This window comes from Spiribacter onubensis, from assembly GCF_040838425.1.
GTDB classification, from domain to species: Bacteria; Pseudomonadota; Gammaproteobacteria; order Nitrococcales; family Nitrococcaceae; genus Spiribacter; species Spiribacter onubensis.
In genome coordinates this window covers 69,399-81,253 of sequence record NZ_JBAKFI010000005.1, presented here as the reverse complement: position 1 = coordinate 81,253, position 11,855 = coordinate 69,399, and the positions used below count along the sequence as shown (strand labels likewise).

Sequence of the window (11,855 nt, the reverse complement as noted above, 5' to 3'; positions counted from 1 at the left end):
GCCTAGCGGCCTACCGGTGTACGGAAGCGTGTGGTCTCGGAGCCGGTGATGTCGGTGCCATCCAGGCTCTCCACGGTGACGGTCACGTCCACCCCACCGATCTTGTCCGTGGCGTCGGGATCGAGCTGGATCCGTGCCGGGATGGTGCGGGTCTCGCCAGCGGCAAGCCGCACCTCGCGGGGTTGCGTCTCGATGCGCACGCCGGCCGGCCCCTCGACGCTGAAACCGTAGGTGTGGGGTTCGCCGCTCATGTTCGTCAGCTTGAAGCTGTAGCTGTTCTCGATGAGGCCGTCACCCGTCTCGCGGTACAGGGTGTTGCGATCGGTGAGGATATCCAGCCTTACCGGCTCGCGCATCGCCAGCCCGGTGGCGCCGGCGGTGACCAGGGCCAGCAGCAGCACCGTGTAGATGATGGTGCGTGGCCGGATCACCCGGCTGGGCCTGCCCTCCAGGGCGTTCTCGGTGGTGTAGCGCACCAGGCCCCGGGGATAGTCCATCTTGTCCATCACGCTGTCACAGGCGTCGATACAGGCCCCGCAGGCGATGCACTCGTACTGGAGTCCGTCGCGGATGTCGATTCCGGTGGGGCAGACCTGAACGCAGAGATTGCAGTCGATGCAGTCGCCCAGGCCCTTTTCCCGCGGATCGACGCCCCGTTTGCGCCCGCCGCGGGGTTCGCCGCGTTCCTCGTCGTAGGAGATGATGAGGGTCTCGCGATCGAACATCGCGCCCTGGAAACGGGCGTAGGGGCACATGTACAGGCAGACCTGTTCGCGCATGAAGCCGGCGTTGAAATAGGTCGCGAAACCATAGAACAGGCTCCAGAAGGTCTCCCAGGGGCCGAGCTGGAACGAGGCGGCGCGCATCAGCAGATCGTCGATGGGGCTGAAAAAGCCCACAAAGGTGAACCCGGTCCACAGCGAGAAGACGATCCAGAGCACCTGCTTGCTACCCTTGCGCAGGATCTTCTCGACGTTCCAGGGGCTGCGGTCGAGTTTCATCCGCTTGGCCCGCTTGCCCTCGGTCCAGTGCTCCATCCAGAGGAAGACCTCGGTCCAGACCGTCTGCGGGCAGGCATAACCGCACCATACCCGGCCGGCCAGCGAGGTGACGAAGAAAAGCGCCAGCGCGCAGATGACGAGCAGCAGCGTCAGGTAGAAGAAATCCTGTGGCCAGAAGGTGAGGCCGAGGATATGGAACTGGCGGGCCGGCAGGTCGAACAGCACCGCCGGCTCACCACCGATGCGCACCCAGGGCAGCACATAGAAAAGACCCAGCAGCAGGAACACCATGATCTTGCGCACGGTCTGGTAGCGGCCCTTGATCTCCCGCGGATGGATCTTCTCGTGGGCGGCATACATCGAATCCGGGGCACTGGCCTCCCCGGGATCGGCCTTGTGGGGCCGGGCACTCATGATGATCCCTTTCCGGTGTCGCGGCAGGGGGCGCGGGCCAGCAGCACGCTGACCGCGCTGGAGAAACCGGCCACGGCCCAGAACATCAGGAAGCCGATGCTGTAGCCGGCGGTGCGGCTGATCTCCCAGTCCGGCAGTGTCTGCAGGCGCAGGGTCTCGGGATCGATGCCCGAGAAAAAGATCATCGTCGCGAGGCCGGCGGACAGGAAGGCCGGCCAGAGGCACGCGCCGACCAGCCAGGCACGGCGTGGCGGATAGGGTCGTCTGGCCGGATGCGCCACCGACGGTTGCGGCTTCGGTGTCCCTTCGACGGGATCAGCGGGCTGCGATCGCATCCCGGGCCTCCTCACCGCCCGACAGGCGGTAGACGTAGGCGGCGACCAGATGAATGCGGTCCTCGCCCAGCGTTTCGGCGAAGGCCGGCATCTGACCATTGCGGCCGTTGATCAGGGTCTGCTCGATGGTCTCCAGCGATCCGCCATAGAGCCAGGTGTCATCGGTCAGGTTGGGCGCGCCCAGCATGGGATTCCCCTTGCCCTCGACACCGTGGCAGGCCACGCAGAGCGTCTGATACTGCTTGCGGCCCTCGCTGATCAGCCGCTCTGGTGCCTCGCGACCGTTGAGGCTGTAGACATAGGCCGCCGTCGCCTCAATGGCGCTCTCATCCAGGCTCGCGCTGAAGGCGGGCATCACGGCCTGTCGGCCGTTGACCAGGGTGTGGCGGATGTCCGCCGGCGCACCGCCCCACTGCCAGTCCAGATCCGCGAGGTTCGGGTATCCCCGTGCGCCACGCCCGTCCGAGCCATGGCAGGTGGCGCAGTTGTTGGCGAACAGCCGCCCGGCGGTGGCCATGGCCTCGCCGTTCTCGGCCAGTTCCGGGATGGGTATCTCGGCATAGCTCGCGTAAAGCGGCGCGAAGCGTGCCTCGGCCTCAGCGACCTCCTCGTCGTACTGCTTGTACTGGCTCCAGCCAAGCAGGCCCTGGAAATTGCCCAGCCCCGGGTAGAGCACCAGGTAGATGAGGCTGAACACGATGGTGATGTAGAACAGCCAGAGCCACCAGCGCGGCATGGGGTTGTTGTACTCGCGAAGATCCTCGTCCCAGACATGGCCGGTGGTCTCATGGGCCTCCGCCTCGCCCTTGCGTGGCTTGGCCGTCCATCGGATCAGCCACCAGCAGGCAAAGATATTGGCCAGCACGAAGATGATGATGAAAACGCTCCAGAACAGGCTCATGACCGACCCCCTTCGTCGCCGTCTCCATCGCGGCGCTCGTTGTCATCGTTCTTCGGCGGGAGCGGCTCGTCATTCTCCAGCGGCAGCTGGGCGGCCTCGTCGAATGACTGGCGGCGCTTGCGGCTGAAGGCCCAGGCGACGATCCCCAGAAAGGTCACAAGCAGGACCACGGTGAAAATTCCGCTAACCATCGCTCGTTCCTCCGTTCACGCCGAGCCCTTGCAGATAGGCGATGATGGCCTCCATCTCGGTCACGCCCTCCAGCTCACGGGCCGCGGCGATGTCCTCGTCGCTGTAGGGCACACCGAGGTAATCACGCTGGGCCGCCATGCTCTTCGCCACCTGCTCGCCATCGACCGTGCGCTCGGCGAACCAGGGATAGCCCGGCATGTTCGACTGCGGCACCACGTCACGCGGGTTGATCAGGTGCACGTAATGCCAGTCGTCGGTGTAACGACCGCCCACCCGGGCCAGGTCCGGGCCGGTGCGCTTGGACCCCCACTGGAATGGCCGGTCGTAGACGAACTCGCCGGCCTTGGAATAATCGCCATAGCGCTCGGTCTCGGCCCGGAAAGGCCGGATCTGCTGCGAGTGGCAGTTGTAGCAGCCGTTGGCCACATAGATGTCCCGGCCGGCGAACTCGATGGCGGGCAGGGGTTCCACGCCGGGTGACGGCTTGGTGGTCTGCTGCGAGAAAAACAGCGGGACGATCTCGACCAATCCCCCGATGCTGATCACGATGAAGATCAGCACGGCCATCAGCCCGGCATTCTTCTCGACGACTTCATGCGACATGTCGATTCTCCTCAGGCGCTGGCCGCGGGGGCGGTCGCCGGACTGCTGGCCTCAACGGGGCGTATCGTGCGCCAGACGTTGTAGGCCATGATCAGCATGCCGGCGAAGAACAGCAGGCCGCCGAGCAGTCGCACCGCGTAATACGGATAGGTCGCGGAAAGAGACTCGATGAAGCTGTAGGTCAGCGTGCCGTCATCGTTGACCGCCCGCCACATGAGCCCCTGCATGACGCCGGCGATCCACATCGAGGCGATGTAGAGCACGACCCCGATGGTGGAGACCCAGAAGTGGACGTTGATCAGCGGCACGCTGTACATCTGCTCGCGGTTGAACAGCCGCGGCACCAGCATGTAGACCGAACCGATGGTGATGAAGGCCACCCAGCCCAGCGCGCCGGAGTGGACGTGGCCGATGGTCCAGTCGGTGTAGTGCGACAGGGCGTTGACCGTCCGGATCGCCATCATGGGGCCCTCGAAGGTGGACATGCCGTAGAACGACAGGCTCACGACGAGGAAGCGGATGATCGGATCGTCCCGGAGCTTATGCCAGGCCCCGGACAGCGTCATGATGCCGTTGATCATGCCGCCCCAGGACGGCGCGAGCAGGATGAGTGAAAACACCATGCCCACCGACTGGGTCCATTCCGGCAGCGCCGTCCAGTGCAGATGATGGGGGCCGGCCCACATGTAAATCGAGATCAGCGCCCAGAAATGCACCACCGACAGGCGGTAGGAGTAGATCGGCCGGCCGGCCTGCTTCGGGACGAAGTAGTACATCATCCCCAGGAAGCCGGCGGTCAGGAAGAAGCCCACGGCGTTGTGGCCGTACCACCACTGCACCATGGCGTCCACGGCGCCGGCATAGACCGGATAGGACTGGGTGAGCGAGGTGGGGATGGCCAGGCTGTTGACGATATGCAGCATGGCCACGGCGACGATGAAGGCGCCGTAGAACCAGTTCGCGACATAGATGTGCTTGGTCCGGCGGCGCAGGATGGTGCCGAAGAAGGACACCGCATAGGCCACCCAGACGATGGTGATCAGGACATCCAGCGGCCAGATCAGCTCGGCGTATTCCTTGCTCTGCGTGTAGCCGAACGGCAGCGTGAAGATCGCCCCGACGATGACGACCTGCCAGCCCCAGAAGGTGAAGGCGGCGAGCCGATCGCCCATCAGGCGGACACCGCAGGTCCGCTGCACGACATAGTAGGAGGTGGCGAACAGCGCCGAGCCGCCGAAGGCAAAGATCACCGCATTGGTATGCAGCGGTCGCAGCCGGCTGTAAGTCAGCCAGGGAATGTCGAAGTTGAGAGCGGGCCAGAGCAGCTGAGCGGCGATGATCACGCCCACGAGCATGCCGACGATGCCCCAGACCACCGTCATGATGGTGAACTGGCGCACTACGCGATCATTGTACGCAGCGGGTGTTTGCATGATGGATCCAGCGTTGGAATTGTGATGGCGGTCAAGTTTCCAACGAGCGCTTCCCGGGCGCGTTGATCCAGATCAAACCCGGATGGGTCGCGGATGGCGGGCCCTTCTATGCCCGGGGTCAGTCGGCCTCGGAGTGACCGCGACGGAGTGCCGAGGGCCCGACCGACTCGAATGAGGAGGCGCCGAGCTGCCCCAGCGCCCGGATCAGCTCGAGGTGCAGGATCTCGAAGGCGCGCTCGGCGCCGGCCGCGCCCCCGGCGCCGACGCCGTAGGCGAGTGCGCGCCCGGCAAGGGCGAAATCAGCGCCCAGCGCTTTCGCCCGCAGCATATCGGCGCCCCGCCGTACGCCGCTGTCCATGATGATGGCCATGCGGCCGCCGACCGCCTCGGCGATCGCGGGCAGCATCTCGATCGTGGGCGGGCCGAACGCGACCTGCCGGCCGCCATGGTTGGAGACGATGATGCCATCACAGCCGATCGCCAGGCATCCGCGGGCATCGTCCGGGTGGAGGATGCCCTTCACCAGCAGCTTGCCCTTCCAGCGTCCGCGCAGGCGCTCCAGTCCCTCCCAGGTGAGCGCCGGGGTGATCAGGGTTTTCTGTACGTCCGCGTAGGAGGTCGCGCTGCGCAGAAGCCCGGCGTAGTTGGCGATGTTGGGCTTGCCGTGAATGAGGGTTGCCAGCGACCAGCGTGGATTGGCCAGAAGCCCGGCGATCACGGCGGGCGTGATCCGGAACGGCACCGCGAGCTGATTGCGGATATCGCGATCCCGCTTGCCCGCGGCCGGCACGTCGGCGGTCACGATCAACGTCGTATAGCCCGCGGCCTCGGCACGCTGGATCAGGCCTTCGGTGACATCGTCATCGCTCGACACGTAGAGCTGGAACCAGCCGTTCCCGTCAGCCGCCTCGGCAAGCGCCTCCAGCGTCGTGGATGCTGCCGAGCTCGCCACATAGGGCAGGTTATGGCGCTTGCAGAGCCTCGCCAGCGTCTCGTCCGCGTTCGGCCAGAAGGCATTGAGCATGCCGATGGGCGCCATCCCGAGCGGCGCGTCATAGGTCTGGCCGAGCAGGGTCGCCCGGGTATCAAGCGCGGAGACATCCATCATGTAGCGGGGGATCAGTTCCACCTCCTCGAGCGCCTCGCTGTTGCGGCGCAGATTGCGCTCGCTCTCCGCGCCGCCGTCGACGAGGTCGAAGGCGAAACGGGGAATGCGCCGCCGGGCCCGGCAGCGCAGATCCTCGATCGAGGCCGCTCGGTCGAGGCCCATCAGCTCGACCACCCGCCGTCGATGGCCAGAGCCTGGCCCGTGGTGAAGGCCGACATGTCACCCGCGAGGTAGCAGACCATTTCCGCGATTTCCTCGGGCTGGCCGAGCCGCCCCATGGGCTGGCGCTCCTTGAACGCGGCCAGTGCCTTGTCGAAGTCGCCGGTCGCAGCCAGGCGCTCGTTCAGCGATGGACTCTGTACCGTGCCGGGGCAGATGGCATTGCAGCGGATGCCCTCCTTGACGAAATCCGCCGCGATCGACTTGGTCATGCCGATGATCGCGGCCTTGGATGCCGCATAGGCGAAACGGCGCGGCGCGCTTTTCTCGCTCGAGACGATGGAGGCGATATTGATCACCGACCCGGTGCCGGCTTCACGCATGCCCGGCAGGACGGCCCGGGTGATCCGGAATATCGCCCTGGCGTTCAGATCGAACGAACGGTCCCAGATGTCGTCGTCGCAATCGAGGATGGTGCCGTCATGGACCCATCCGGCGCAGTTCACCAGGATGTGCACGGGGGCAACGGAGGCAACCAGTGCCTCGACCGCCTCGCCATCCAGCACGTCGAGCGGGTGGCCGCTCATGCCGGGTGTGTCACGGGCGACGGCCTCTACCGCCGGGCCGTTGATATCGGTGGCGATCACCCGTGCGCCACGGGCGGCCAGCGCTTCGGCGCTGGCCCGCCCGATTCCATTCGCGGCACCGGTGACCAGCGCGGTCTTGCCTTCGAGCGTGTTCTCCATGAATCCTCCTCAGCGCGCGAGCCAGCCGCCATCGACGGTGACCACGCTCCCATGGCAGTAGTTGGCGGCATCCGACGCCAGAAAAACGGCGGCGCCGGCGATTTCCGAGGGGTCTGCGAAACGGCCCGCGGGAATGCGCTCAAGCAGCGCCCTGGAGCGTTCCGGGTCGTCGCGTAGGGCCTGGGTGTTGTCCGTCGCCGTGTAACCCGGCGCGATGGCGTTGACGTTGACGCCATGCGGCGCCCACTCGTTGCACAGGGCGCGGGTCAGGCCGATGACGGCATGCTTGCTCGATGCGTAGGCCGGCACGCGCAGCCCGCCCTGGGAACCGAGCACCGACGAGACGATCACGATCCTGCCGGCGCCCCGGTCGACCATGCGCCGGCCGGCCGCCTGAGTCAGCAGCCAGACCGAGTCGAGGTTGACCGAGAGCACCCGACGCCAGTCCGAGAGGGCCAACCCGGTGCTGTCCTCGCGATGGATGATCCCGGCATTGTTGACCAGGATGTCGAGACCGCCGAGCGCGTCCTCGGCGAAACCCACGACCTCCTCTGCGCCCGCCTGGTCCAGGTCCGTGAAATCCGCCTTCACCGCGGCGCCCCGGCGACCCTCGGCCCGGATTCGCGCGAGCGTCTCCTCGGGCTCGTGGCTGCGATAGGTCACGGCCACGTCGGCGCCGGCGGCGGCGAGGCCGAGGGCGATGCCCTCGCCGATGCCGGTCGCCCCGCCGGTGACCAGGGCCCTGCGGCCGGTGAGATCAAATGCACTGTTCATGATCAGTACCGGTTCGCAATGGGCAGTTCTTCCGCGGGGAACAGCGAGATGACCTCGCACCCGTCCGGTGTCACCACCACCTCTTCCTCGATCCTGGCTGCCGAGAAGCCGTCCTTTGCCGGGCAGTAGGTCTCCAGCGCGAAGACCATGCCGGTCTGGATCTCCATCGGATGATCGAGGCTGACCGCGCGGCTGATGATCGGCCGCTCATGCAGGGCGAGCCCCAGTCCGTGACCGAACTGCAGACCGAAGGCGGCCTCTTCCGACGGGAAGCCGAACTCCTCGGCACGGGGCCAGACGGCGGCCACCTTGTCCGTGGTCACGCCGGGCTTGATCATTGCGATCGAGGCATCGATCCACTCACGTGCCTTGACGTAGGCCTCCTCCTGGGCCGGGGTGGAGCGGCCGACGTTGAAGGTCCGGTAGTAGCAGGTGCGGTAGCCCTGATAACTCTGGAGGATGTCGAAGAACGCCTGGTCACCCGGCCGGAAATAACGGTCGGTGAAGTTGTGCGGATGGGGGTTGCAGCGCTCGCCGCTGATCGCGTTGATCGCCTCGACGTCGTCGCTGCCCATCTCATAGAGCATTTTGTTGCTGAGCGCGACGATGTCGTTTTCCCGGACACCGGGCTTCAGCTCCTCGTAGATCATGTGATAGACCCCGTCGACCATCGAGGCCGCCTGGGTCAGAAGCTGGATCTCGTCCCAGTTCTTGATCTCACGGGCCGAGAGCATGATCTGCTGCCCGTCGATGATGTTGAGGCCTTCCTCCTTGAGCGCGTGGAACATCGCGGTTTCGGCGTAATCCACGCCCACCGGCATGTCGGCCATGCCGGCCTCCTTGATCAGCCGTGCGATTTCCCTGGCATAGCGGCGCATCAGGCCGAACTCCGGCGGGATCGTGCCCCGCATGCCCACCACGCCGGCGAGGCAGTGGCTCGGCTCCAGCCAGTCGGAGTACTTCTGGTGATGCACGGCGGCGGAGCCGAAATCCCAGACATAGGGGCTGTCATCGCCGGTGAGCAGGCAGAAGCGGCACATCTTGTCGCGCTCCCACTCGCCGATCTTCGTGGCGCTGACATAACGGATATTGTTGACGTCGAAAAGCAGCAGCGTGCCGGCGCCGGAGGCCTGCAGTGCCTGGCGCGTGCGCGCCAGACGGTAGCGGCGCAGCCGGTCATGGTCGATCCGTCGTTCAAAATCGACGGACATATGGCCGGACGCAGGCAGTCTGGCTTCCCACTGCCAGTTCGGCTCGAGGTCCTGTGGGGTGAGCAGATTGGGCATCAGAGCACGGTTCATGGCAAAACTCCTTGCGGCGGGCATGACGCCCGCCTGGTGTGGTTCCGGATAGGGTTTGACGGATCAGACGGCACCGAACGGGGCGCTACTGAATGCACCAACCCCCGTCGATGTGGATCATCTGGCCGGTCATATAGTCGCTGTCATGACTGGCGAGAAACGAGGCGGTGCCGGTGATGTCGGCGGGGTAGGAGACCCGCTTGATCTGCAGGAAATTGTTGACGATATCCTCATAGGCCTGCCCCTCGCGCTCCTTGAAGCCGATATCGATCAGGTCCTGATCCAGCTGCTCCCACAGCGGGGTGACCACAACGCCCGGCGCGAAGCCGTTGACGGTGATGTTGTGCTCGGCGAGGCCGAGGGCACCGCAGTGAGTGAGCGCCAGGCAGCCGTATTTCGAAGTGCAATAGACGGTGACGTCGACAAGCGGCTTGCGCGAGGCGATGGATCCGACGTTGATGAGCTTGTAGGGGTGATCCTCCATCGGCCCCTGGGCGATCATCTGCCGGGCGGTCTCCTGCATGCCCAGCCACATGCCCTTGGTGTTGACGTCCATGATCATGTCCCAGTTGTCTTCATCGATGTCCATGAAGAAACGGGGCTTGTTGAGGCCGGCGTTGAACATGCCGACGTTGATCGAGCCGAATGCCTCGACGGTCGCGCCCACGGCGGTCGCGTTGTCCTCGCGGCGGGTGACGTCCATCTTCACGGCGATGGCCCGGCCGTTGCCCGCCTCGTTGATGCGGTCCGCCACCGCCTGTGCCTGGTCCAGGTCCAGGTCACCGATGCAGACGTTGGCGCCCTGGGCGGCGAAGCTTTCCGCATTGGCGGCGCCCATGCCGCTCGCGGCACCGGTGATCAGAATGTTTTTACCCTTCAGGCGGTTAGGGTCCATGGTCGGCTCCTCCTCGGTTTTCGATTGACTACTCGGGGTTCTCGATCAACGCGTCGGCCCTCTGCTGGGCCTGACGCAGGGCGGCGCGCGGGCTGGCCCGGCCGCGCAGCATGTCGTGGAATTCCTCGCCACAGATCTGGATGATTCCGGTGATCTCGGGGACCGGCGGCCGTGGCCAGAACTGCAGCTCGTCGCGCCATGACATCGCCTCCATCACCTCGAAGATCGGCGAGGTGCGACGCACTTCCGCATCGGCGCCGACGCTGAACCGTGGGCTGGTGCGACTGCCATTCTGTATGTAGAGCTTCTGCGCCTCGGGGCTGGTGAAGACACGCAGGGCCTTGACCGCCTCGGCGGCGCGTTCGGGCGGCAGGTTGGCCGGAATGCCCATGGCGTAGCCGCCCACCGGCGCGACGTTGGGCGCACCGGCCCCGCTGGGATGCGGCAGGTAACCGGTCTGTCCGTGGGCGGGCGACGACGGGTCGAGTTCGAAATAGGGCGCGAGCAGCGTATAGCCATAAGCCATGGCGACGCGGCCCTCAGCATACGAGCGCATCCGCTCATACCAGGACATCGTCAGGGTCTCCGGCGGCGCGTACTCCAGCAGCTGCATCAGGTACTCGGCCGCCATCAGCCCGCGCTCGGTATCAATGGTCGCGCGGTAATCCCGCCTCGGCAGTCCATCGGTTTCATACCCGATGCCCGACCCGGGCAGATCAAGTACAGGCTGGCCGAAGTCGGCCATCATCATGAGAACCGTGTGACCCAGCGCCGTGCCCCGGGCGCCATTCCAGGCAATGCCGTAGCGGCCCTTCTGCGGCGCATGCATCTCGCGCGCAGCGGTCAGCAGCTGATCGGTGGTCGCCGGCGGCTCGATGCCGGCGTCGGCGAACAGGTCGGAGCGATAGAGCAACAGTTCCGGCGTGGTCTGAGCCGGTACGCCATAGGCCCGACCGCCCCAGTGGGTCGCCTTCCAGCCGGCGGTGTGGAAATCCGCCGGATCGAGACCATCCACATCCATGATCTCGTCCAGCGGCATCAGGACCTTTTTTTCCGCGAATTCGCCGATCCACGGCAGGTCCAGGGCGATGATGTCGTACCGGCTCGCCTTGCGCTCGGCATTCTGCAGTGCCTCGGCACGCAGGCGGTCGATGGAAAAGGCGCGCTGGTGGATCTGCGTCCCGATGACCTGCTCGAACTGTCGCTTGAAGGTCTCCATGACCATGAATGTGGGATCGCCATGCACCAGAACACGCATCCCGCCCGCCAGTTTAAGCGGTTCGGACAGGACCTGGATCGGCGGAATCGTGCGCGCCGCCATGTAAGAACTGCCGAAGTAGTAGTCCCGCGCCTCTTCACGATGTTTCCGGTCGCCGAAGTAAGTCGCGGCCAGCTTGCCCACCTGTCCCGCCATCTGCGTCCACTGCGCGAGCAGTTTCTCGCTGGGATGCATCGAGTACCGTTTGCCGGATTTGGTGCGCGGGCGCTGGTCGATGAGGCCGGCCTCGATCATGTCCTTCAGCCGGCGGTTGCCGGTGGCATAGGGCACGTTGCTCGCCGCGATCAGGGAGGTCGGCGTCATCACCTTGCCTTCGAGGTGCCGCTTCACCGCGTGCAGGCACATCCGGAATACCGGGTTGGGGTCATTCAGGTCACTGCTTGATTCGAGTTCGTTCGTGCACTCCTCGAGATACGCCAGCACGTGCAGCAGCTCACCCGATGTGGGTGGCCGATGGGTCTTGCTGGCCGGAGTCGCACTCATCGCCGTCACGCGTGCCGAAGCCTCCCTCGCCGGCAGTCCACGGAATGCCGCCGTTGAAAAATTATCCGTAATGGATGAAAAAGTCTTCTTCATTTTTTGAGCATCCTCAGTGTGTTCAAGTTGATGGAATGAAGGTATCGGCTTTCAGTCCATATCGGATAAAGATATATCCATAATGAACATAATTGGCACTACGTGGACCGGCAACAAGCTGCGAGACTGATTTGGACC

At 65.1% G+C, this 11,855-nt stretch carries 12 protein-coding genes; all 12 read right to left on the bottom strand.

All coding sequences use genetic code 11. The features are described from left to right. Window positions 1–2: 2 nt before the first annotated feature. Window positions 3–1,415 carry a cytochrome c oxidase accessory protein CcoG gene (ccoG, locus tag V6X63_RS09445; RefSeq protein WP_367967966.1) on the bottom strand — a complete coding sequence of 471 codons (1,413 nt, stop codon included), beginning with the start codon at window positions 1,413–1,415 and terminating at the stop codon, window positions 3–5. Further along, window positions 1,412–1,750: a hypothetical protein gene (locus V6X63_RS09440; RefSeq protein WP_367967965.1), complete on the bottom strand. Its 339-nt coding sequence runs from the start codon at window positions 1,748–1,750 to the stop codon at window positions 1,412–1,414. Before V6X63_RS09440 ends, ccoG begins: the two co-directional genes overlap by 4 nt. Then, window positions 1,731–2,651: a cytochrome-c oxidase, cbb3-type subunit III gene (ccoP, locus tag V6X63_RS09435; protein ID WP_367978731.1), complete on the bottom strand. Its 921-nt coding sequence runs from the start codon at window positions 2,649–2,651 to the stop codon at window positions 1,731–1,733. The genes V6X63_RS09440 and ccoP overlap by 20 nt, the downstream gene beginning before the upstream one ends. Continuing rightward, the gene (locus V6X63_RS09430; protein ID WP_367967961.1) at window positions 2,648–2,842 is read right to left on the bottom strand and encodes a cbb3-type cytochrome oxidase subunit 3; all 195 of its coding nucleotides are present in this window, start codon (window positions 2,840–2,842) and stop codon (window positions 2,648–2,650) included. Before V6X63_RS09430 ends, ccoP begins: the two co-directional genes overlap by 4 nt. Beyond that, entirely contained in the window at window positions 2,835–3,446 is a 612-nt protein-coding gene (gene ccoO, locus V6X63_RS09425) for a cytochrome-c oxidase, cbb3-type subunit II (protein WP_367967959.1), read from the bottom strand. Before ccoO ends, V6X63_RS09430 begins: the two co-directional genes overlap by 8 nt. Window positions 3,447–3,457: 11 nt before the next feature. Beyond that, window positions 3,458–4,879, bottom strand: coding sequence for a cytochrome-c oxidase, cbb3-type subunit I (ccoN, locus tag V6X63_RS09420; RefSeq protein WP_367967958.1), 1,422 nt, complete (start codon window positions 4,877–4,879; stop codon window positions 3,458–3,460). 118 nt (window positions 4,880–4,997) lie between these two features. Beyond that, window positions 4,998–6,149, bottom strand: a complete 1,152-nt coding sequence (locus V6X63_RS09415) for an alpha-hydroxy acid oxidase (RefSeq protein WP_367967957.1) — start codon at window positions 6,147–6,149, stop codon at window positions 4,998–5,000. Then, entirely contained in the window at window positions 6,149–6,892 is a 744-nt protein-coding gene (locus V6X63_RS09410; RefSeq protein WP_367967956.1) for an SDR family oxidoreductase, read from the bottom strand. Before V6X63_RS09410 ends, V6X63_RS09415 begins: the two co-directional genes overlap by 1 nt. 9 nt (window positions 6,893–6,901) lie before the next feature. Continuing rightward, the gene (locus tag V6X63_RS09405; protein WP_367967955.1) at window positions 6,902–7,666 is read right to left on the bottom strand and encodes an SDR family oxidoreductase; all 765 of its coding nucleotides are present in this window, start codon (window positions 7,664–7,666) and stop codon (window positions 6,902–6,904) included. A 2-nt stretch (window positions 7,667–7,668) separates the two neighbouring features. Further along, a complete protein-coding gene (locus tag V6X63_RS09400) occupies window positions 7,669–8,967 on the bottom strand; it encodes a M24 family metallopeptidase (protein ID WP_367978730.1) in 1,299 nt (432 codons plus the stop codon). A gap of 85 nt (window positions 8,968–9,052) precedes the next feature. Beyond that, window positions 9,053–9,862 (bottom strand): SDR family NAD(P)-dependent oxidoreductase, encoded by an 810-nt coding sequence (locus tag V6X63_RS09395; protein WP_367967951.1) that lies wholly within the window; start codon window positions 9,860–9,862, stop codon window positions 9,053–9,055. Between the two features lie 28 nt (window positions 9,863–9,890). Next, complete coding sequence (locus V6X63_RS09390; RefSeq protein WP_367967950.1) at window positions 9,891–11,717, bottom strand: ABC transporter substrate-binding protein; 1,827 nt, start codon at window positions 11,715–11,717, stop codon at window positions 9,891–9,893. Window positions 11,718–11,855: the final 138 nt, after the last annotated feature.